This window comes from Ruminococcoides intestinihominis, from assembly GCF_040096285.1.
Classification (GTDB): domain Bacteria; phylum Bacillota; class Clostridia; order Oscillospirales; family Acutalibacteraceae; genus Ruminococcoides; species Ruminococcoides intestinihominis.
Window position 1 is genome coordinate 49,834 of the sequence record NZ_JBBMEY010000004.1, and the last position, 24,307, is coordinate 74,140.

Below are 24,307 nucleotides of genomic sequence, written 5' to 3' on the forward strand. Positions count from 1 at the left end.
CCTTGATGTATCAGCTACCCGTAATATAGCCATTGCATTAAAAAATAAGAAAACCTTGTCCCAAGCAGTAAAGAAGTTTCTACAGTATTTATAGAGAATATGTCAAAATAAATAAAAATTAAGAAATATATGTTGATTTATTTTGTATATTGTAGTAAAATATATTACAAAGTAAATTATTGTTTAGCGAGGTAGTAAAATGAAAAAGGGCTTATTGATTACCGGTTGCGTAATTTTAGGAATATTTTTGCTATTGCTTATTAGAGCAGCAATAGTTTATTAATTTACGTTAAGGGGTTTATGTGAGATGTCAGAGAAGAAAAAGAAAATTCCTTTTAGAACAATATTACATATTACAGCTGTTGTTATCGCAATTTTGGCAATACTTTATGTTGGTTTTAGATTAGGCAGTTGTGGGAATGAAAAAAAGGAACCAACTGTTTCAACTTCATATATTAGTGGCAAACTTGAACAGTCAAGTGAATTAACATCGGTAAAATTAAAATATACAGGTTTAATAGATTATGATGATAACGGTGTAACATTTATCAATAAGGGTGCTTTTACTATGGTTTATAACTCAACCATAAGAGCAGGTATTGATATGAAAGAAGTTAAAACAGATGTTGATAATGTGAAGAATGTTATTACTATTACAGTTCCAAAAGCAAAAATTTTGGATGTTAAAATTGATCCAAGCTCAATTAAATATTATGATGAGTCATTCTCTTTGTTTAAGGTTGATCAAAAAGAAAACGCTAATAAAGCGCAAGCATTAGCAGAAAAGGATGCTAAAAAAGAAAGTGCAAAATCTGGTATTCTGGAAATGGCTGACCAACAGTCCGAAACACTTATTAAAGGTATTCTTCAAGGTTGTGTAAATGGCTATAAGCTAAAATGCGTTAAGGCTGAAAGTTAGTAATTAATAGGAAACATAAATGCTCTGAATTTTCAGAGCATTTTTTATAATAAGTATGATGAAATGTAATATAAAATTTTAAATTTACAAAAGAACTGTCCCATTTTTGGGACAGTAAATGTGGTATTATATTATTGTAGAAAAGAAAAAACTAACTTGTAAAGGAGAATTTTGATGACAAACAAAATAGGTTTTTATTGTAATGATAATAATGAAGTTAATGAAAACATTGAAAGTATAACAGTAGAAAAGCCTGAGATGAAAGCTAGAAAATCCCTTGTTAGTGTTCGTTTTGAGAAGAATAACAGAGTTCTTTCTTATTACAATGATAAATTCGATTTGCATAAAGGCGACATTGTTTTTGTTGATGGTAAGTTAGAGGGTGAAAGAGGCTTTGTTGAAGAAGTGAACTATAACTTCAAGATAAAGCTATCTGACTATAAAAAGGTTGTTGCCTTAGCAGATACTACTGTTAAAGGTGAATTTTTCTTTGCAGGTGACTATTTTATTTCTTTTGATGAGTCAGTTATCCCTTATGAAAAGGTTATAACTTGGTTTAAACCACCTGTTGATGATGAAGAAGAAATTGTTGTTTCCGGTGAAGATGAAGAAGGCTTTTTGCTGGAAAAGGATATTTCAGAACTGAAAGTGCCTTATAATGTTAAGGAAAAAGGCATTGATTATTACCTTGATGGTAGGGTAATTTATCTTTCAGTTGCCGGTAATATGGGTAAGGCTATTGTAGATGGTACAAATATTTACGAAATTGACTTTACATATAAAAACGGTGAAGTAAGTAACTTTATTTGTGATTGCTACTGTAACTATGCTTGCAAGCATATTGTTGCAGTAATTATGCAGTTGAAAAATATTGTGAAAACTATTGAAGAAAATTATAAGGAACAGTATCAAGACTACTTCTCAGCCGTAACTTCCTATGAACTTTTTAAGGTTACAAGAAGTTATGGTAAAAAAGGTAGTATTACTTTTAATTAATAGCTTTATTAATTTTATAATAAGTGATACACTAAAATCATTAACTAATAAGTAGGTGACAAAATGTTAAAAGATGGTTTATATGAACAGGTTATAAATGAGTCTTTACAAAAGGATATTGATGAGTCAGTTGATAAATTTTCTGAAATTAAAGAAATTGACAAGGCTGAGTCATCAAAGATTTTGTCACAATATGTTGCTGATATTATTGAAAAAGGACTTAACTATATTAGTGATGATAATTTAGCTGATAGAGTTTCTTTAATAAACAAGATAGTTTCTGTTATAAAAGAAGAAACAGAAGATGAAGATTTTGATAGTTTTGCAGTTAATAGCAAGGCTGAACAGCTTCTATCGGTTTTTGATAAAAAGAATAGTGTAAAATCAATTAATAATAAAGTTAAGACTATAAGACCGGAAACTTCTATTGCACAAAGTTCACTTTTTACCGGTGCAGTTCACGAACCACAAATGTACACAGAATTGAAAAAGGAAATCGTTTCTTCCAATAGAATTGATATGTTAGTGTCATTTGTTAAGTGGAGTGGTCTAAGATTAATTATTAACGAACTAAAGGACTTTACCAAAAATGGTGGGGAATTACGCATAATAACAACCTCATATATGGGTGCAACTGATGTTAAGGCTATTGAAGAACTTAGGAAACTTCCTAATACAAAAATCAAGGTTAGCTATGACACAAAGGTAACAAGACTTCATGCTAAGGCATATGTTTTTTATCGAGATACAGGTTTTACTACTGCATATGTTGGTTCATCAAACCTTTCAAATGCAGCTATTTCAAGTGGCCTTGAATGGAATGTTAAGGTTACTAAGAAGGACTTGCCTGAGACTATATTAAAAATTGAAGCTACCTTTGAAAGTTATTGGAATTCTAAAGAATTTGAATATTATGCAGAAAGCCAAAAAGAAAGATTATCAAGGGCTTTAAGGGCAGAAAAGCACTTTGATAATAATATAGAGTCTCAGAGTTATACCCTTGATATTTTGCCATATTCATATCAGCAAGAAATTCTGGATAAACTTCAAGCTGAAAGAGAAGTTAGAGGCTATTATCGCAACCTTGTTGTTGCTGCAACAGGTACAGGTAAGACAGTTATTTCTGCCTTTGATTATAGAAATTTTAGAAGAAATAATAAGGGAAAGCATTGTAGATTGCTATTTGTTGCACATAGAGAAGAAATTCTAAAGCAGAGCCTTTATACCTTTAGGGCAGTGCTTAAAGATGCAAATTTTGGTGAATTATTTGTTGGCAAAAATAAACCGGATAGTATTGATAATTTATTTGTTTCAATACAAACCTTTAATTCACAAAAATTCAATGAAGTTACAACAGATGACTTTTATGACTATATAATTGTGGATGAATTCCACCATGCAGCTGCTAAAACATATCAGAAGTTACTTGACTATTATAAACCGACTGTACTGTTAGGACTAACCGCTACACCTGAACGAATGGACGGTAAAAGTATTTTATCCTACTTTGATAACAGAATTGCAGCAGAAATCAGATTACCTGAGTCTATTGACAGGAAATTACTTTGTCCTTTTCAGTATTTTGGTGTAACTGATAATGTTGATTTGGATGGCCTAAAATGGTCAGTAGGTGGATATGACAAGAAAGAACTTTCAAATATTTACACATTTAGTGGAGCAGTAGCTGACCGTAGAGCAGATTTAGTTGTAAATTCTCTCATAAAATATGTAACTGATATTAATGATGTAAAAGGTCTTGGGTTCTGTGTTTCTATTGAACATGCAGAATTTATGAGTGATTACTTCAATAAATGTGGTATTCCATCAATTTTCTTAACTGGTAAATCGTTAGATGAAGAGAGAAACTCAGCAAAAGATAAACTTGTAAATGGTGATGTTAAGTTTATTTTTGTTGTGGATATTTACAATGAAGGTGTGGATATTCCTGAAGTAAATACAGTTTTGTTTTTACGTCCTACAGAGTCCCTTACAGTTTTCTTGCAACAGTTAGGTAGAGGCCTTCGTTTATCAGAAGATAAGGAATGTCTTACTGTTCTTGATTTTATCGGTCAAGCTAATAAAAAATATAATTTTGAAGATAAATTTTCTGCTTTATTATCAAATACAACAAGAGGAATAACTAGAGAAATTAAGGATGGTTTTGTGTCAGTTCCTAAGGGTTGCTATATTCAACTAGAGAGAAAAGCAGAAAAGTATATTCTAGACAATATACGCAGTTCATATGGCAATACTGCAGGACTTGTTGCAAGAATTGCAAGTTTTGAAGAAGATACCGGCAAAACACTAACCTTATCAAATTTCTTGCAACACTACAGATTAGACCCTAGAGCAGTTTATAAATATTCCACATTTTCCGGATTGTGTGTTAAAGCCGGAAAACTAGATGATTTTTCTGAACCAATAGAAGAAGTAATGACCAAAGCATTTGTAAGGTTTACTTCTATTGACTCTAGAAGATGGATAAAATTTTTAATTGGTTTTTTAAACAACATAGATAATATAGATTTTGAAAAATTATCCTCAGTTGATAAACGAATGCTACAAATGTTTTATATTACAGTATGGAGCAAGGCAATTGAAGATTTTAGTGATGAAGAAGTATTAAGTAATTTGTATTCATTGTCTGACAGCCCAATAATGAAAGGTGAACTTATAGAGCTACTGGAATACAAATTCAACAGTATTGATTTTGTTGATGAAACTATTGATTTGGGTTTTGATAGTCCTTTGGATGTTTACTGTACATATTCTCAAAGACAGTTATTAGCAGGACTTGATTATCTAAACTTTAGTGCAATGAGACAAGGTGTTATTTGGCTAAAAGATAAGGGAATAGATGTATTTTTATTAACATTAAATAAGGCTGATAAGGACTATTCCCCTACAACTATGTATAATGATTATTCCATAAATGAGGAATTGTTCCATTGGCAAAGCCAAAGTACAACTTCAGAAACCTCACCAACAGGTCAAAGGTATATTCATCACAAAGAAAAGGGCAGTAAGGTCTTGCTATTTGTGAGAGAATTTAAGAATGATTCCTTTGGTAATGTGTCACCTTATACATTTCTTGGTGAGGCAACTTATGTTAGTCATACCGGCTCAAAACCTATGAATATTACATGGAGATTAGAAAAACCAATACCTGCAAGATTCTTAAAGAAAACAAATAAATTGGTGGTATAAATATGATGAATATAGTTGAAGTGGTAGCAGCTCTAATTTGGAACGGTGAAAAATTTATGATATGTCAGCGACCTGTTAACAAAAAGAGAGGATTGTTGTGGGAATTTGTTGGTGGCAAGGTTGAAAAAGGTGAATCAAAGGAACGAGCCTTAATAAGAGAGTGTAAAGAAGAATTGGATATTGAGATTGAAGTTGACAGTGAATTTATCAGCACAAAGCATACTTATCCTGATATTACTATAAACCTAACTGTCTTTAACTCTAGAATAGTAAGTGGTAAACCTACTCTTCTTGAACATAAAGACCTAAAGTGGATAACTGAAAATGAAATTCCAAATTATAACTTCTGTCCGGCAGATGTAGTTATATTGGAGAAAATAAAAGAATGCTTTTGATTGATTTTTATGTGTTAAATGGTGGCGATTATGAAGTCAGCTACTAGTGAAGAGCATATTTCTGCATTAGAATACCTTGAACGGATATATGGATGAATCAAAAATTCATGTATATGCAAAGGAAAAAGGTCAGTTTAGCAATATTGAATATAATGTTGTTGATTCGTATGATGGGATAGATTATTTTGTTTCAGATGGTGTTATGTGTACTACACTTAATCAAACAATAGACGATATACTGGCAAATTATGATAATATAGATGAATTGGCTTTTCTGAAATCTATTATTTTGATAATCTAATGATAAAGTCGGAAAATATAGACTTATTTAATCAATTAAAGAAAAAAGCTATAACATACTATACTCAGGACTAAGGGACTTTCTGTTAGTGCTTGAAAAATAAAACTATATTATAAAAACAAAAAGACAGGTAACATAATCAAAATGTTACCTGTCTTACTTTTCAATAAAAGTCCTAATTCGCAACGGTTGGGTTCCGTTTCACTGATTTTTTAAAATGGTTCAAGCTCCATCAATTTTTGTCTCATTATTTTATATGCTAAGGCTTCGCATCTTTAAACACTCCCACTTCGCTGGGTAAGGAAAACACCCCTGATAGGCCAATCCTATCTTCATTTTCATTATATTATAATAATTAGCAAGTGTCAATATGTTAAGCTGTTATGCTAAACAATATAATAGATAAGTTTAAATCCTAATGTTAGTAAATTACAAGCGTTATTATAATTTTTTATAGTGTTGGACGGCAAACGGACGGCAATCCGAGGGACTTTACATAAATTTGGTTGAATTAGATAAAAACACCTTAAAAACCGCATACCTAAGCCGTTTTTAAGGTGTTTTGTTTGGCAGGGGCAGAATACTATTAATTTAGCGAAAGTGCCTACCACGCTTATAAAGCACAAATACGAAAGGAAAGAGGCATCTACGCTCTCCCTAAAAACAGTCCACCGGACTGTTTTCTTAACGGTCGCCTTCGACTCCTTCTGCTTTTTGTAAAATAAAAAGCACATCAAAAGATGTGCTTTCATTTTGGCAGGGGCAGAAGGACTCGAACCCTCGGCACGCGGTTTTGGAGACCGCTGCTCTACCAACTGAGCTATACCCCTATATTCTCGAACAATGGTTATTTTATCATTAAATTTACCATATGTCAAGTGGTTTTATAATATTTATTGTGCTATTTTGTAAATTGTCAAAAAATTTCTATTTGTAACCTACCAGCATAATGATTTTGGTTGAATAAGTGATAAACTTATATCATTGATTAACATAATAATGGGGTGCAGTTTATGGAATATTATAAATTAGGAGAAAATGAATCTCCACTTTTTAAGTGTGATTGTTCTGATGAATTAAAAATCATTTTAACAAATCTGAATTTTGTGTTTATAAATATAAATAAAAGGTTACTGCATAGTGATGAGGCAGTTGTTGAGGTGATTCCTAAAGAAGATGTGAAGTTTTATAATGAAAAGCCACAGATTAAGCAACAAGGTTCTTTAGTTGAAATGTACTTTAAACATCAGGAAAAATCAGTAACTTTCAACTCAAGAATGGATGCCTATAAATTTGTACATACTGCAAATGAACTTCTCACAGGTCACACTATGGCAGAAAGAGGTGCTGCTAAGGTTAAGGATGGCATTAATCTTGTGGATGACACTTTAGGATTTAGCACAGTGGATACAGTGAAAGGTGTTATTGAGAATGGTGTTATCGGTAGTATTTTTGGTGGAATTGGAAAGAAAAAGAGCAGAACTAAGAAAATATCAGGTAAATCCGATACTATAAAAGAGTCTGCGAAAAAGTCACTTCAAAGTGGTGTTGATGCACTACAACAAAAGAATGCAGAGAAAAATATTAACGAATACAACAAACAACTTGACAGTCTTAAAAAGTTGAAAGACTTAGTTGATAAAGGTGTGTTAACTGAAGAAGAGTTTGAAAAGAAAAAGAAAGAAATTCTAGGATAAGATAAAAGCCAACCGATAATTTGGTTGGCTTTTTCTATATTATATACTTTATTATATACTTTTATGAATTCAAATATTCTTGCAAATCGTTGAATCCGGTTCTCATTTGACTGTAGCCGTGATTGTAGTAAGTGATTTTCTTATTATAATCATCTTCGGTACGAGAAATTTCCGGAATTGTAGGACGAATAACAAAAACTTTGTTTTCTTTTTCAAGTTCTGCTAATTGGTCAGCTTGTTTTTTGTAAGTTTTAGGTCTGCTTAGCATAGTGTTTAGAAAATCTTTATGTAAAGCAAACTTAGCTTTGTACAGCAAATCCATACTTTTTGAGGATGATGTGTATTGATGAAGTCGTCTGGTTTGGATTACAACGATTTTCTTATATCCAAGTTCCATAGCTCTTTCATATGGTAAAGAGTCGGAAACACCACCATCATAATACTTTTTACCATCAATTTTTACTGCTTTTGAAATGATAGGTAGCGAACTTGATGCAGCACCAATGTCAAGTAATCTTTTTTCATCAGATTTTTCTGTTAAAAATTCAGCCTTGCCTGTTTCTAGGCTGGTAACAACAATTTCATTTGTCACTTTACTGGCAAAATATTTGTCAAATCTAAAAGGATATTGTTTGTAAGGAAATTCATAAAAGGCTTTCTTTAGGTCAATAAGACCTTTGCCTCTTTTTAGTGAACCTTTGCCAATCCATTCATCAGATTTGTTTGTAGGGAAAAGGCAATCTTTTGTTCTGTTTTTCTGTTCTGCAATGTAGCTTAAAGCGCAACAAGTACCGGCTGATACACTGGCAACATACTCAAATTGCATATTTTGTTCCAGCAAATAGTCCAATGCACCGGCAGTAAATAGTCCTCTAATAGCTCCACCCTCAAGAATTAATGCTGCTTTCTCCAAAACTAAAACCTCTTTCTTATATAATAGGGAGCAATTTCTTGCTCCCTAAAAATTATTTGTTCATATCTGCAATAATATCTGCAATAACTTCTCTTTCATCAAGGTGATATTTAACACCCTTGATTTCTAGGTAATCTTCATGTCCTTTACCTGCAAGAACAATAATGTCACCATCTTCTGCATTTTCCATACAGTAACGAATAGCATCCTGCCTTTTTGGTACAACAACATATTTACCGTTAGTCTTTTTAAGACCACCTTCAATAATGTCATTGATAATGTCCATTACATCTTCATCACGACTGTTGTCCTCGGTTAAAACTGAAAGGTCAGCAAGTCTGCCGGCAGTTTCACCCATTTCATATCTTCTAACCTTTGGTCTGTTACCACCGGCACCAAATAGTACAATCAGTCTGTGTGGGTTGTATTCTCTAAGTGTTTCAAGGATGTTTTCCATTGATAATGCATTGTGAGCATAGTCAATAAGCAGTGTATAGTTGCCAGGAACTTTTACTGCTTCAACTCTACCTTTAACCTTAACAGTATCAAGACCTTTCAAGATAGCCTCATCAGAAATACCCATTTCAATTGCATTAGTCATAGCAGCTAGGGCATTATATACTGAGAATCTACCGGGAATGGCAACATTAACATCAAGTGTCTTAAGACCTTTTGTTTTGAAGTTTACACCGATATATCCAGGTTTTGAGATTAGATTATCGTCATAACCTACAATGTCAGCCTTTTTGCTAAAGCCATATGTTGTAATATCACAAGTAGCATTTTCTGTGATTCTGTCAAATGCTTTGTCATCAATGTTGAAAATACCTTTCTTGCATTGCTTGAATAGTAAAGCCTTGCATTGTAGATATTCTTCAAGGTCCTTGTGTTCGCTATCACCAATATGGTCATGGCTAAAGTTTGTGAAAATACCATAGTCAAAGTAAATAGCATCAGTTCTGTGCCATTTTAAGCCAAGAGAAGATGCCTCAATAATCATAACTTTACAACCTGCATCAACCATCATTCTCATAGCATGTTGAATTTCGTATGATTCAGGAGTTGTGTTGTTGGTTTTGTAAATTTTGTTTCCTATAATAATACCAAGCGTACCGATTGTACCGGACTTGATACCTTCAGCATCCAAAATGCTTTTTAGCATTGCAACAGTAGTTGTTTTACCTTTTGTACCGGTCAGAGCAATTGTAGTCAGTTCTTTTTCAGGTTCACCAAAAAGCATTGCACTCATATATGCGAGAGCTTTTCTTGTGTCATCAACCTTGATAACTGTAATATCTTCCGGAATATCTACATTATCAGAGATAACAACTGCACTTGCACCGGATTTAACTGCTTGTGGTACAAACTTGTGACCATCAACATTGTAACCTTTAAGTGCTACAAAAACTGTACCCTCAGTTACCTTTCTACTGTCATAAATAACATCGGAAATTTCGGTTTCTGTGTTTCCTTTAATAAGAGTGTACTCTATATTTTGTAAAATTTTTGAAAGTTGCATAAAATACCCTTTCTGTGGAACTAACTTCCATCTTTATTTTCTATATAAAATGTATAAGCTAAATTTACAACTTTTTTTAAGGTTTGTCAAACAACATATTGTGTCATTATTTTTATTTTTGGTCATTTTATACTATAGATACGAAAAATAGTGTAGAAATAGGGGAGAATTCATCGGTAAGACATTTGGTCTTCACATATTTTTCAATTAAGCAGAAAACGAATTGACACTTTGCACAAATGAAGTATGAGCAAATTAGATAATAAAAAGGTGGGAATTTGTGCAATATACACATTAGCAAATATTTTTATTGTTATATTGCATAAATTTAATCCTCAGTTTTATAACTTTAGATAAAAAGTACAAAGGGAGTTGAAATTTACCCCTATTTTGTGGTACAATTTATTCAAGTGATATGGTTAACGAAAGTTCTATCCTGAGGGAACAAGTAGTTACCGACACAAATTATTTATCTCTTTACAAAGGAAGGAAAATTACAATGAAAATCAAGAGAATTTTATCATTAGTTCTCGCAGCTGCTATGATGGCAGTTGTATTTGTAGGCTGTACTAAATCTGAGGACACAAGTTCTAAGACTTCAAGCGCTGCAAAAACAGTAGATATTGAAAAGAACGCAAAACTAAAGCTATGGGGCTCAGCTGCTTCACTTTCTATCCTAAAGGAACAAGCTAAGGCTTTTGAAAAGAAGTATGCTGACAAGAATGTTAAAATCGAAGTTGTAGCACAGGAAGAAAACGATTCCGGTACACAGGTACTTAGCGACTCTGAAGCTGCTGCCGATGTATTTTCATTCCCTTCAGACCAGCTCTCAAAGCTAACACAGGCTAAGGCTCTTCTACCTGTATATGACAACTATGTTGATGATATTAAGAAGAATCATACAGAAGCTGCTGTTGAAACAGTTAAGGGCGACCTAAACGGTAAAGAAGTTCTATATGCATTTCCACAAACAGATAACGGTTACTATCTAGTATATGATAAGTCAGTTGTATCTGATGAAGATGCAAAGTCATGGGAAGGCGTTCTTGCTGCATGTAAGAAGGCTGGCCGTCAGTTTATTATGAATGCCGGTGATGGTTATTATGCATGTATGTTCCCATTCACAGGTGGTCTAAAGATAGACGGTCTTAAAGGTGACGCTCAGGATATTCAGAAGTTTAACAAGTATGACGAAGATGAAGTTGCACAGACAATGTCAGCTTTCTCAGAACTTTTCCACAAGTATAAGAATACATTTGTATCTGCATCAGTCGATAAGATCAGTGCCGGTTTCTCAACAGCTAAGAGAACATGTGGTGCCGGTATTGACGGTACATGGAACGCAGCTGTTAATCAAGATGCACTAGGAAAGGATCTTGGTGTTACAGTTCTGCCAACAATTAATGTTAATGGTACAGACAAACAGACAATTGCTATGATTGGTTATAAGTACATCGGTGTTAAGTCAGTTACTAAGTTCCCTAACGCAGCTGAAGAACTAGCTAACTACCTAGTAAGTGCTGAATGCCAGAAAACAAGACTAGAAAAGCTAGGTTGGACTCCAACAAACAAGGGTGTTGAAGTTGAAGGTAATGATGGTGTTAGAACAATGCTTGAAGAAGCTAAGACATACGTTGTTCAGGCTAACATTATCCAGGCATTCTGGGATCCAATGGCTAACCTAGGTAACAAACTTTACAAGCCAACTGAAAAAACTGATGTAGCTACAATGAAGACACTTCTAAAGGATACTTTAACAAACATCAACGGCTAATTTAATTAGACTGTTAATTGTTAAGATTTTTAAGTACTGGAGATAACGGAAAGTTATCTCCAGTATTTATGAACGGAAAATAAAGTATAAAGGAGTGACGTCATGAAATACATAGATTATGTCCAGCTAAATTCTTTCCAAAAGTTTGGATATAAGAGTAAGAATTTCTTTGTCAACTTACCACATAATCTTGCTAAGTTCTTTATTATGCTTGGTAACTTTTTCAAGAAAGTATTCTTAGGTATAGGTCACGGATTTGCAAACTTTGGTAAAAGATTTGCTAAAGGTGACTGGGCAACAAAGTTATCTTACCTTATTATGGGTATGGGTAACATTAGCAAGGGACAGTACATTAAGGGTTTACTATTTTTAGTTATTGAAGCTGCTTATGCAATGTTCCTAATTTTCTTTGGTATCGACCAACTATCACAGTTCGGCACACTTGGCACTCAGGAAGGTGGACTTGGTGTAGATCCGACAACAGGTGCTTATGGCTATGTTGAAGGTGATAACTCAATGCTTATCCTTTTATATGGTGTTACAACAATTGTTGTTTCAGTTGTATTCCTAGTATTCTATATTATGAATACTAAGTCAGCTATGAAAGTTCAAGAACTAAAGGCTGAAGGTAAGCACATTCCTACATTTAAGGAAGAATTAAAGCAGTTTGGTGACGAGAAGTTCCAAATTACACTTCTTTCTTTACCTTGCTTACTAATTGGTATATTTACTGTTCTACCACTTATCTTTATGGTGCTAATCGCATTTACAAACTATGACCACAGCCATCAGGTTCCAGGTCACTTGTTTACATGGGTGGGTTTACAGACATTTAGAGATGTATTCAGTAATGTTGGCGGTGCTAACATGGGTGAAACATTCCTAACACTAACTGAATGGACAATTATTTGGGCTATTTTTGCAACATTCCTAAACTATATCTTTGGTATGATTGTTGCTCTAATGATTAACAAGAAGGGCATTAAGCTAAAGTCTCTTTGGAGAACACTATTCGTTATCACAGTTGCTGTACCTCAGTTCGTTACTCTACTAGTTATGAACCAGATGCTACAGTTTAATGATGGTGCTATTAATATCCTACTACAGAATCTAGGTTTTTCAAGAATTCACTTCCTAGACGGTACTGCTTTAACTGCTAAGCTTACAGTTATCATTGTTAACCTATGGGTAGGTATTCCATATACTATCTTAATTACATCCGGTATTCTTATGAATATCCCTGCTGACCTATATGAATCAGCTACAATTGATGGTGCCGGTCCTGTTAAGAGTTTTGTGAAGATTACTCTTCCATATATGCTATTCGTTACAACACCATATCTAATTACAACATTTATCAACAATATCAATAACTTTAACGTTATTTACTTGTTATCCGCTGGTGGTCCTACAACTGAAAAGTTGTACGGTGGTGCCGGACAGACCGACTTGCTTGTTACATGGCTATTTAAGTTGACAATGAGCGAACAAGACTACAACTATGCTGCCGCTATCGGTATCCTAGTATTTGTTGTTTGTGCATCCTTGTCACTAATTACATTTAACATGACAAAATCTGCTAAGGATGAGGAGGCATTCTCATGATAAAAAGTTACAAGTTAAGAAGACATATCTCAAATGCCGCTGTATATTTAATCCTTGCAGTTATGGGTATTATTTGGATATCTCCACTAGTATGGATGGTTCTTCATTCATTTAGAGGTGAAGGTACATCAGCTGTTCATTACCTAATTCCACAAACATTTACTTTCCAGCATTACATTAATCTATTTACTGATACAACAATTTTGAATTTCCCAAGATGGTTTCTTAACACTCTTGTAGTTGCAATTTTCTCTTGTATCATTTCTACATTGTCAGTTCTAATGGTTGCATACGCATTCAGCCGTTTAAGATTTAAGGCTAGAAAACCACTTATCAACATTGGTATGATTATTGGTATGTTCCCTGGCTTTATGACAATGATCGCTATTTATTACCTATTAAAGGCTATGAGTCTTACTCAGACTCTTCCTGCACTTGTTATCTGTTACTCAGCCGGTGCAGGTATCGGTTTCCAGATTAGTAAAGGTTTCTTCGATACAATTCCAAGAGCACTTGACGAAGCTGCTACTATTGATGGTGCAACTAAGAACCAGATTTTCTGGAAGATTATTCTTCCAATGTCAAAGCCAATTGTTGTTTACACAGTTCTAACAGCATTTATTGGACCTTGGACAGATTTTATTCTAGTTAAGATTATCATGGGTGATGCTCGTGATAACTATACAGTTTCTGTTGGTCTTCAGTTGATGGCTAGTCAGCAGTACATTTCTAAGTACTATCAGAGATTCTTAGCCGGTTCAACAGTTGTTGCAATTCCTATTACATTGTTGTTCTTGAAGATGCAGAACTACTATGTTGAAGGCGTTACAGCTGGTGGCGTTAAGGGTTAGTTTTACAAAAATTTACTCCACAGATTTTTCTGTGGAGTTTTTTGTTTTTGTATTCTAGTTTATAGCAATACCCATAGATGTATAAATATCGTTAAATGACAGTTGTACATATTGCATAAATTTGGTTGTTAATTTTCTGTAAACAGTCCCTTTATATGTGGGTGTGATATTGATATAGACTAAGAAAAATGGTAAAATTAATATTAAATATTCTGATAAAGGAGAAATCTATGAAAAAATTAGTTGCACTGTTTATGGTGCTGGTAGTTGCATCAACTGCCGTAGTATTTTCAGGTTGTACAAAGTCAACAGAAGATTTAATGGAAAATGCAAAGGTAAATCTTCCTAAGGATAAGTACAACACTTATTACCAGATTTGGATTGGCTCATTCTGCGATTCAAATAACGATGGTATCGGTGATATTCAAGGTATTATCAGTAAGCTGGATTACATTAATGACGGTGATGACAGTACAGATACTGACCTTGGTTATACAGGTATTTGGCTAAGTCCAATGATGCCTTCACCATCATATCACAAGTATGATGTTAAGGATTATTACAACATTGACCCTCAGTTTGGTACACTTGATGACTTTGACCAGTTAATCAAGGAATGTGATAAGCGTGGTATTGATGTTATTATTGACTTTGTTCCTAACCATTGTTCCAGCGAACATCCTTGGTTTAAAAAAGCTCTTAAAGAAGCTGAAAAAGGCAACTTTAACGGTTACGCAAAGTACTTTAACATTAAGAAATCTTCTGAAACTGAATCAGGTTATAACTGTGACCCTGATGATAGCAGTATTATCTATGAAAGCAACTTTACTGACACAATGCCTGAATGGAACTACGACTATGAAGGTACAAAGAAGGAAATGGCTAAGGCTGCAAAATTCTGGATTGATAGAGGTGTAGCAGGTTTCAGACTTGATGCAGTTAGATACCTATATTACAATGACTATGAAAAGAGTTCAGATACTCTAAAGTGGTTCTATGACACTTGCAAGAAAGAAAAGAACGACATTTATATGGTTGGTGAAGACTGGTCATCAGATATGAACGAAGTTACTGCAATGTACAAGTCAGGTATCGACAGTTTATTTGCTTTCCCATTTGGTGATATTAGCGGTAAGTTCCTAGGTAGTGTTATTTCCGGTTCTATTAATGATTACACAGATACACTTTTAAGTTATGAAAAGAAAACTAAGGAAGCTAATAAAAATACAATTAATGCTTACTTCCTAACTAACCATGATATGAGTCGTGTTGGTGACTCACTAACTGAGTTATATCAGAAAAAGATGGCTGCTGCCCTATATATGACAACACCCGGTAATGCTTTCACTTATTACGGTGAAGAACTTGGTATGGAAACATATGATGAAGGCGATGACCCGGCAAAGAGAACTGCTATGATTTGGGATAGCGACAATCTTCCAAATGTTACTGCTAACGGTATTGACAGAGTTGAAGACAATACTGATGGTGGTGGCGTTAAGCAACAGGACAAGAACAAGGATAGTCTACTGAACTTCTACAAAAAGTTAATTAAACTTAGAAACTGTCACCCAGGCATTGCAAGAGGTACAATCTCTGCTTTACCTGATGATTTTGATGGTGGTAGTGGTGTAGGTGGTTACTACCTAACATACAAAAACGAAAAGTATCTTGTACTTCACAACCTAGATATAGACAAGCACAATTTTGAAATCACAGATAAATTGATTGATGATGATTACAAAATTGCCGGTATGTTTAGTGCAAAGAGTGGTAAGGTATCAATCGAGAAAAATGTACTAACTTTACCTGCTTATAGCACAATCGTTTTACATTCAACAAAATAATTTTTTCTACCGATATAACGGTAAAAATGAGGAAAGCTCTCGACAATGGGAGCTTTCTTTTTTTATTCTACAAAGTAAAGGAAAACAAACTAAAAAGGTACATTCACATTGTGACAAAACTGTTGTGGGCAACTGACTATAATAAAAACACAATATCAAGGATATGAAATTACCCTTATTAATATGACAGGATGTGTAAAAATGACAGCAGTTAAAAAGCTACTTTCCGGTAGGTGGAATGAATTTAAAGAAAGTTCAACAGGAAAAAATATTTTGATGCAAAGCATATATTTTTTGTGTGGTGTGTTAATTTCAAGAGGTGCAGTTTTTGGGCAACTTTCTCCATTTGGTGCTGCATATGTTGCTTCAGTTCCTTATAGAAATCTTATAACTTCAATGCTTGGTACAATCTTCGGATATGTTGTGCTTGATCCGGAAAATTGTTTTAGATACATAGCAATTGTGGTTGCCATTGGTGCTATTAGGTTTGTTGCAAATGATATTAAGAATATCAGCAAAAGCACTGCCTTTCCATCAATGGTAGCTTTTTTACCGGTATTTGCAACAGGCATTGCATTGCTTTTTTCCGATACTTCTCAGTTAAGTTCATTTGCACTTTGTACAGTTGAAGCATTAATTTCAGCATCAGGTGCATTTTTCTTAGATAGAGCAATTTGCCTTTGTTCCTCTAGGAGAAACTTAACTTCATTTACTCAGCAAGAACTTTCTTGCATAGTAATGTCAGGTTGCATTCTGTTACTTGCACTTGGTGGACTTGGCATTGGTGAATTTTCCTTTGGTAGAGCATTAGCAGTTGTGGTTGTACTTCTTTGTGCTAAGTTTGGTGGTGTTGCCGGTGGTACAATCGGTGGCATTTCAACCGGTGTTGTGTTTTCTTTAAGTTCACTTTCACTTAGCTTTTTGTGTGGTGGTTTTGGTTTTGGTGGACTGATGGCAGGGCTTTTTTCATCTACAGGTAAGATTGGCACTGCAGTTGCATTTATATTGTCAAATATAATAATGTCTTTTTCTTCAGGTGATAAGGACTTGATTTTTGCCTTAGCAGTTGAGTCTGTATTTGGTGCCGGGTTATTCTTTATGATACCTAATGCAGTAGGCAATGTCGTTTCGGCTTTGTTTTCTCCTTGTGATGATGTAAATAGTGGCATTGCCTTAAAAGAGAATGTTATCAGTAGGCTTAACTTTTCTTCAAAAGCCTTGAAGGATGTATCTTCTTGTGTTACAAGAGTTTCTGACAAAATGCGAGAAATGAATGTTGATTCTTTTCCTGATGTTTACTTAAATGCTAAAGCAAATGTTTGTTCAAGTTGTGGAATGAGAGTATTTTGTTGGGAAAGAGAGAAAGGTGTTTCTGAGGATGATTTTAACCGATTAACAGAAAATTTAAAGAAAAATTGCCACATAACTGTTGATGATATTGATGCTTTGTTTGTTAAGAAATGTTGTAGAAAATCTGAACTAAGTACTGCAATAAATCGGTATTATCAGTCCTACCTTATGAGTATGGAAAGTATGAGGAGAATTGATACTATCAGAGGTGGTCTTGCAGGTCAGTTTGGTGGACTTTCGGACATATTAAAAGATATGGCAGATGAATTTTCTAAGACAGATGTGTGTGATTTAGACAGTAGTGAGAAAATTTCCTATATGCTAAGGCAATATAACCTTATTCCTATACTTTGCAATTGTAGGATTATGGATAGTGAAATGACAGTAGAAATGGAACTTTCCGAAAGAAGTAAAGGTTCAATTAAAAAGTCTGTACTTAGGAGAGAAGTGGAAAAATGTTGTGGCAGAAGATTTCTTGATCCGGTAACTACTATTGCTCAAGATAGAGTGAGAGTTGTACTAAACGAAAGACCACTGTACGAAACCGAAGTTGGTTCATATCAGCATATTGCAAACAATGGCAGAATGTGTGGTGACAGTATAGTATGTTTTAACGATGATAAAGGTAACTTTGTTTCCCTAATCAGTGATGGTATGGGTACCGGTGGCAGAGCAGCAGTTGACTCTATGATGACAGTAAACCTAATGGAAAAACTAGTAAAATCAGGACTTTCATTTGATTGTGCTTTAGGGTTGACAAATTCAGCATTGATGGTAAAAAGTCAAGAAGAAAGTTTGGCTACAGTTGATGTTTCTTCAATCAATCTATTTACAGGCAGAACGGAATTTCTAAAAGCCGGTGCACCTTATACATATGTGAAAAAGAAAGGTAGGGTGATGCGAAAAGAAATACCATCAATTCCGGCAGGTATATTAAACGAAGTGTATTTTACAAAAGAGGAAACCACCCTTTCCGGAGAGGATATGATTGTTATGTTAAGTGATGGAGCTATTATGGGTGACGATAAATGGCTACTAAGTTTAATAAAGTCTTGGAATAAAGGTAGCTGTCAGGAACTTGCCGAGGCAGTTGTTGAAGAGGCTATGCGACATAATGAAGGTATAAAAGATGATGATATAACTGTACTTGCAGTAAGGTTAAAGGATAATTAATTAAAAAATAAAAGCCACATAAAAATGTGACTTTTACAGTTAGTTATTAGATTGATGAAGTTTTTCTTCAAGTAGTCTGTAAATGTTTTGACTGCTATTTTCTTTCTTGAAGATATGTATGTTGTTACGCATCATTTCAAGTTCTTGGTCATTGGCAATAAAGTCATTTAGCTGATGTATTCCTTCTCTGCCTTTTCTAAGGGTAAAAGCTAGGTTATGCCTTTTTAAGAACTCAGCATTGTCTTTTTCTTGACCGTCATAAGAACGGAAAATTGCCATAGGAAGTTCCTTGGCCATAGCTTCCGAAACAGTAAGACCACCGGGTTTAGTGATAATTAAATCACTGGCACTCATATAGTCCTCAATGTTGTCAACAAAGTAACATAGCTTTGTAGGAATAGTGATTTTAACTGTTGGTTCTTTTTTGTTCTTAATAACGCCACTTCTTACCATATGACGGAATGTTCTAAACAACTTTTCATTTTTACCGGTGACAACAATCAGTTGATAATCACTAGGGTACTTGTTTAGGTTCTTGTAGATTTCAAGAATGTTAGTAACACCAAAAGAACCTGCCATCATCAGTACAGTTTTCTTGTGAGGGGAAAGTCCTAGCTGTTCCCTCATAGCATACTTATCACAATGCTTGTAGAAATCTTCATAAATCGGAATACCCAAAGGATAGATAATAGAGCAGTCAACATTGTATTGGTCTCTAAGCTGATGAACAATATCGTTGTTAGCTACAATATAAGCATCTACAAGGTCATTAATATATGCAGCATGAGCAGCATAGTCTGTAACAATGCTAAATAACAGAGCATTTGTACGACCTTTCTTTTTAAGGGCAGATACCATCTCTGTGCAAAAGGCATGACAGCTGATTACACAATCAGGTTTGAATTTATCAAATAACTTTCCTAACTTTCTTGAGTAAAAAGAAGCGATACCGTGAACTGCCTTGTCTAGGAAAGACACCTTGTCTGCAGAGTTATATATTTTACCGTAAAGTCTGGGAGTTTTGTTTGCAAAGAACAAGTAGCCCTTGGTAACAATCCAATGTAAAAATTTAGAACTGTACATTAAGGCATCTTCAATAACAACCTCATTACCCTCAACAGTTTCTATTGTTTTTTTCAGAGCAAGACTGGCTCTGTGATGACCTCCACCGGTGTCGGTCAGTAATATTAACACTTTCATTTTATTCACCATATAAATTTCTAATACTAATTATATAAAAAAATATCGGACTTTTCAACAAAACTACAATAATGATACTTCTTTTTATATAAATAATTTGTCATTATATGTAACTTCCCTAAAAACTAATGTTTTAGCTAATATATCTTTGTCATTAATTCGACAAAAAGTTACAAGGTTGTCACTTTAATTTTTCGGTTTATTGTAGTATTCTTATATGTAGGACATTATACGATTATTAAGAAATGATTAAGAGAAAGAGAATATGTAAGAAGGAGAGCTTTCTGTGAGTAGAGATTTGGATGAACTAAATTATCTTGCTGATTTAGAAGATGATGACAACTTTGAGCCATCTGACTATAATACACAAGATATGCGTAATATAAATGAAAAAGTAAATCGTATTCTTTATGGTAAAAACGATGAACAGCCTAAAAATGAAAAGTCAGAGAAGAAAGAGCCTGACCAAGTAGATATTAGCAAAAAGGCAACAAAGCCTGAACACAAAGAAGAAAAGAAACCTGAATACAAAGAGAAAAAAGTAGAACATAAAGAGAAAAAAGAAAATAAAAAACAAGAAGAAAAGAAAGAAACAAAGCCTTCTAACAGTAACCCTACCGAGGAATTAGTTGATATAACTAAAGATCCGGAAATGGTTGATGATGTTAAAGAAGAAACAAAGAAGCCTAAGAACAAAAAAGCGATTGTCGGCTTTATTATTGGTGTAGCAGTTGTACTTTGTGTTGTATTGGTATTTGTTGTTCAAGGTGTTGTTTCTCCTAGTAACAATAATGCACAGCAAGAAACAACTACTTCAGAAACAAAGCCAACTGTAGCTATTACAAATGACAAAGGTGAATTTGTTTTTGCAAAAGGTACTAAAGTTTCCGGTGTTGATATTGGTGGCTTAACAGTAGTACAGGCTAGAATTCTTCTAAAAAGTGAAGAAATTAAGTCTAGACCAAAGATGAACATTACAGTTAATGTTGACGGTGAAGAAACAACTTATACCGAAGATGACTTTACTTTTAAGTATGATACTTCTACTGTTCTTGATGATGAAAAGATTATTTCAAAGAGAATGGCTGACGGTACAACTTATCCAACAACAACTGATAGCAACGGTAATGAGTATGCTAAAGAACAGGTAATGAAGATTTCTGCCAGTCTAAACCAGTCATCCGTTGACAAGTTAATTAATAAGATTTACAAAAAATATAATGTAAAAGCAAAGAATGCAAGGGTAACTAAGTTTAAACCTGATTCAAGTCCTATGTTTACTTATGAAGAAGGTAAGTCAGGTCTTGAGGTAGATAAAGATGATTTACAGTCACAGATAAATTCAATTGTCGAAAAAGGCAATGCTTCCGGTACATATACAGGTACGGTTACAGTTACAAGAACTGCAACTCAGCCTAAGTATGATGTTGCATTCCTAAAGAAAAATATGCAGTTACTTGCTTCTTGGGAAACATATTCAACAAATGATGCTAACGGTAATCAGAATATGAAAGTTTCTCTAAAGGCTTGTAACGGTAGTATTATTGACCCGGGTGAAACTTGGTCATTTAATGGTTGCACAGGTAACAGTAACGATACTTCTCTGGGTTATGCATCAGCAGGTGTTATTGTTGACGGTGACTTTACTGATGGTGTTGGTGGTGGTATCTGCCAGTCCAGTACAACAATTTACAATGCAGCAGTAAGAAGTAACCTAACTATTGCTGAGCGTTCACCTCATACTTATCCATCAGTATATGCTAAGAGTGGCTTTGATGCTGCTATTGACTATGGTAATCTTGACCTAAAGCTAAAGAATGATTCTAAATATCAAGTATTCTTGGCTTGTTATATGGAGGGTACAACTCTTCACGCAACATTCTATGGTATTAAGGATGATTCTTATGATGTAATTGATACATATAGTGAGAACTATGACATTCAATCATCTTACTATAGGGCAAGATCGTATAGAATTTATAGAAATAAGAAAGGCAAGGAAATCAGCAGAGAAGAATTGCCAAGTTCATATTATAGTCTAAAGAACGGTGCTTCTGTTCAGACACCTGATAGTGGTGGTACAGACTATAAGCATGGTGGTCATGTAGAATAAAATATGTTGAATTTTTAAGGGAGTCGCAAAGACTCCCTTATTTTTATGAACAACTTAACAGAATATATTATGTTTGTTCACAGTCTTGTAATTTAGTTTGTATTTTTTGCATTATAAAGCCCTCAATTCTTTGTTTAAAGATACAAAACAACTGAAAGGTACTGTACAAATTTATTCAATATGCTATAATTATTTACAGAAAATCTTTGGAGGGTAACTATGAAATATATGAAAAGGTATGTAAGCGTGCTACTAACACTTGCGATTATGCTAAGTTGTACATTAATCACAATGGGTTCAGTTTCAGCTGCTGAAGGTTCTAGGGCATATTTTGATAACTCAAAATACAATTGGGAAAAGGTCTATGTATATGCCTACGGTACAAAAGTAAATGCAAAATGGCCGGGTCAGTTAATGGAAAAAGGTGCAGATGGTCTTTACTCTATTGATTTTCCGGCTACATACAAATCTGAGAATGTAATTTTCAACAATGGTCTTGAAGAAGATGCAGGTAAAGAACAGTTCCCTAAAAATTCAGGCCTTAGCCTAAAGACAGGGGAATGTAAACTTTTAACTGCTGATTCTAAGTGGGTTAATTATGGTAAGATGGACGACCATGCTTATGGTTTTTCTTACACACCATCAGGTACTGTTTTCAGCAAAGATTACATTGAAGTAAAACTTGGTCTAAAGGGTAGCAAGACAGGTTTTTATTCTATTGATGGTTCAGCTAAGAAAACTTATGCTAACGGTGATACAATCAGAGTCGGTGAAGGTAAAATCGGTAACAGTACAATTAAACTAACTCTTACAACTAAGGGTAGTGATGCTGTTGAAACAACTCAAGAATATACATTTAAGAAAAAATTTACATCAACAAAGACAACTTTCTCTGCTAAGTCAGATGGTCACGCAACTGAGGCAGAGGGTGGTTACTATGGTACAAACCCTAATATGCAATTAGGTAAGTATAAGAAAGTCACAGTTGATGGTAAGACAGATGATTGGGATAGCTCAATGCTTATTGCTCAGGGTGTTGCAAACGATGACCCAAGAGTATATATGCCATCTTCAATGCACGAACAGCCTTGGGATGCATACGCACTATATGGTGCATGGGATGATGATAACCTATACTTTATGTGGGAAATGGCAAACACAACTTATATTGTTTCACCAAGTGATGACTTTGCTACATCAAACGAAGCAAGACCATGGAGAAACAGTATTCCAATGTACCTAGCACTTTCTGTTGACCCTGACAAACAGGCAACAGGCAAGGCGATAGGCACAAATAAAGACGGTTCAACTTTTACAAATCCATTTGTTTGGGGTTGTGACGGTGGTGTTGCTAAAGATGGTAATGTATCTTTCACAACACATATTGATACACTTGTAGCGATGGATACAAACAACTCTAACGGTGGTGCATCAATCTTTAAGGCAGATACTAAGGATATAGATGGAACATATATGTTCAACTATGACACAAGAGTTCCTATCGGTGTTAATTCATTCCAAGCTCAGGATAACCGAAACGGTTTCAAGATTAAGCATGCTAACGGTACAAAGAGTGATTCAATTATTGGTATAAACGGTGCAAAGGGTGACCGTAAACTTGGTGATAATCTTGACCCTGACTCAAGCTGGGTTGACTTTAAAGACCTTGGTTACAAATCAGAATATGGTTACATCTATGAAGTAGCTATTCCACTAAAAACTCTAGGCATTGACAGAAACTATATTGAAACTAAGGGTATTGGTGCAATGCAGATTTTAACATACGGTACTTCCGGTATGGATACATTACCACACGACCCATCAATGTTAGATAATGCAAATGTTGAATATAGCTATGACCCATCAACTTCACACGAAAAGGAAGATGTTGATAATATTACAGTACCACTAGCTAGAATGGGTGCTTTACTATCAGATACAGTTGTAAACGAAGCTCCTCTAGAAATTAACTGTGGTGCAGATAAAAATTCCGGTCAGAGTGTTGGTGCTGCAATTACTCTACAGTCAGAAGCATATAACAATAAGGGTAATGTTTCTTATGAATTCTATGTAAATAATGAAAAACTAACTAATACAACAACAAATACTGCTAGGTGGACACCATCAAAGGATGGTAGCTATTCACTAAAGTTTGTTGCTAAGGATTCTAACGGAAAAACTGTAGAGAAAACAATGCTATATAATGTTGGTGAAGCTAGTAGCGAAAAGCTATTGGGGGACGCTAATGGTGACGGTAAGGTAGACGTTAAGGATGCAACATTAATTCAGAAGTATGTTGTTCTAATGGCAGATATTGCCCCTGAAAACCTATCAGTAGCTGACTATAACAAAGATGGTAGAATTGATGTTAAGGATTCATCAGCTGTTCAAAAGTCAGTATTAAATATGTAATTTGGTTAATAGACTTTGTTCATTAAAATTTTTTC

At 34.3% G+C, this 24,307-nt stretch carries 16 protein-coding genes and 1 tRNA gene; 13 read left to right on the top strand and 4 right to left on the bottom strand.

What is annotated here, in order from left to right:
- Window positions 1-307: 307 nt before the first annotated feature.
- From WMO18_RS02135 to WMO18_RS02155, 5 genes are all read left to right on the top strand, one after another.
- On the top strand, window positions 308-919 hold the full coding sequence (locus WMO18_RS02135; protein ID WP_367286263.1) for a DUF4230 domain-containing protein: 612 nt from the start codon (window positions 308-310) through the stop codon (window positions 917-919).
- A gap of 174 nt (window positions 920-1,093) precedes the next feature.
- Window positions 1,094-1,915, top strand: coding sequence for an SWIM zinc finger family protein (locus WMO18_RS02140; protein WP_211147450.1), 822 nt, complete (start codon window positions 1,094-1,096; stop codon window positions 1,913-1,915).
- A gap of 63 nt (window positions 1,916-1,978) precedes the next feature.
- Window positions 1,979-5,122 (top strand): DUF3427 domain-containing protein, encoded by a 3,144-nt coding sequence (locus WMO18_RS02145; protein ID WP_211147449.1) that lies wholly within the window; start codon window positions 1,979-1,981, stop codon window positions 5,120-5,122.
- Between the two features lie 2 nt (window positions 5,123-5,124).
- Window positions 5,125-5,517 (top strand): (deoxy)nucleoside triphosphate pyrophosphohydrolase, encoded by a 393-nt coding sequence (locus tag WMO18_RS02150; RefSeq protein ID WP_022504913.1) that lies wholly within the window; start codon window positions 5,125-5,127, stop codon window positions 5,515-5,517.
- 88 nt (window positions 5,518-5,605) lie between these two features.
- Window positions 5,606-5,818, top strand: a complete 213-nt coding sequence (locus WMO18_RS02155; RefSeq protein WP_211147448.1) for a hypothetical protein — start codon at window positions 5,606-5,608, stop codon at window positions 5,816-5,818.
- A gap of 754 nt (window positions 5,819-6,572) precedes the next feature.
- Here the strand turns inward: WMO18_RS02155 and WMO18_RS02160 are convergent.
- Window positions 6,573-6,648: transfer RNA gene (locus WMO18_RS02160), tRNA-Trp, on the bottom strand.
- Window positions 6,649-6,831: 183 nt separating this feature from the next.
- On the opposite strand from WMO18_RS02160, the gene WMO18_RS02165 reads away from it, so the two are divergent.
- Window positions 6,832-7,515, top strand: coding sequence for an SHOCT domain-containing protein (locus WMO18_RS02165; protein WP_211147447.1), 684 nt, complete (start codon window positions 6,832-6,834; stop codon window positions 7,513-7,515).
- Between the two features lie 61 nt (window positions 7,516-7,576).
- Here WMO18_RS02165 and WMO18_RS02170 read toward each other — a convergent pair whose 3' ends face one another.
- Window positions 7,577-8,428, bottom strand: a complete 852-nt coding sequence (locus WMO18_RS02170; RefSeq protein WP_022504910.1) for a patatin-like phospholipase family protein — start codon at window positions 8,426-8,428, stop codon at window positions 7,577-7,579.
- A gap of 52 nt (window positions 8,429-8,480) precedes the next feature.
- Complete coding sequence (locus WMO18_RS02175) at window positions 8,481-9,947, bottom strand: UDP-N-acetylmuramoyl-L-alanyl-D-glutamate--2,6-diaminopimelate ligase (protein ID WP_211147446.1); 1,467 nt, start codon at window positions 9,945-9,947, stop codon at window positions 8,481-8,483.
- Window positions 9,948-10,446: 499 nt separating this feature from the next.
- On the opposite strand from WMO18_RS02175, the gene WMO18_RS02180 reads away from it, so the two are divergent.
- From WMO18_RS02180 to WMO18_RS02200, 5 genes are all read left to right on the top strand, one after another.
- Complete coding sequence (locus WMO18_RS02180; protein ID WP_211147445.1) at window positions 10,447-11,721, top strand: extracellular solute-binding protein; 1,275 nt, start codon at window positions 10,447-10,449, stop codon at window positions 11,719-11,721.
- Window positions 11,722-11,823: 102 nt separating this feature from the next.
- On the top strand, window positions 11,824-13,326 hold the full coding sequence (locus WMO18_RS02185; protein WP_022504907.1) for a carbohydrate ABC transporter permease: 1,503 nt from the start codon (window positions 11,824-11,826) through the stop codon (window positions 13,324-13,326).
- A complete protein-coding gene (locus WMO18_RS02190) occupies window positions 13,323-14,177 on the top strand; it encodes a sugar ABC transporter permease (RefSeq protein ID WP_329978685.1) in 855 nt (284 codons plus the stop codon). Before WMO18_RS02185 ends, WMO18_RS02190 begins: the two co-directional genes overlap by 4 nt.
- Before the next feature lie 230 nt (window positions 14,178-14,407).
- On the top strand, window positions 14,408-16,024 hold the full coding sequence (locus WMO18_RS02195) for an alpha-amylase family glycosyl hydrolase (protein ID WP_367286264.1): 1,617 nt from the start codon (window positions 14,408-14,410) through the stop codon (window positions 16,022-16,024).
- 201 nt (window positions 16,025-16,225) lie between these two features.
- A complete protein-coding gene (locus tag WMO18_RS02200; RefSeq protein WP_022504904.1) occupies window positions 16,226-18,547 on the top strand; it encodes a SpoIIE family protein phosphatase in 2,322 nt (773 codons plus the stop codon).
- Window positions 18,548-18,586: 39 nt separating this feature from the next.
- Here WMO18_RS02200 and WMO18_RS02205 read toward each other — a convergent pair whose 3' ends face one another.
- Window positions 18,587-19,747: an MGDG synthase family glycosyltransferase gene (locus tag WMO18_RS02205; RefSeq protein WP_367286265.1), complete on the bottom strand. Its 1,161-nt coding sequence runs from the start codon at window positions 19,745-19,747 to the stop codon at window positions 18,587-18,589.
- Window positions 19,748-20,033: 286 nt separating this feature from the next.
- Between WMO18_RS02205 and WMO18_RS02210 the strand changes: the two genes are divergently transcribed.
- Together WMO18_RS02210 and WMO18_RS02215 are read left to right on the top strand one after the other, a co-directional pair.
- Window positions 20,034-21,860, top strand: coding sequence for a VanW family protein (locus WMO18_RS02210; protein WP_022504902.1), 1,827 nt, complete (start codon window positions 20,034-20,036; stop codon window positions 21,858-21,860).
- 219 nt (window positions 21,861-22,079) lie between these two features.
- The gene (locus WMO18_RS02215) at window positions 22,080-24,272 is read left to right on the top strand and encodes a starch-binding protein (protein ID WP_022504901.1); all 2,193 of its coding nucleotides are present in this window, start codon (window positions 22,080-22,082) and stop codon (window positions 24,270-24,272) included.
- Window positions 24,273-24,307: the final 35 nt, after the last annotated feature.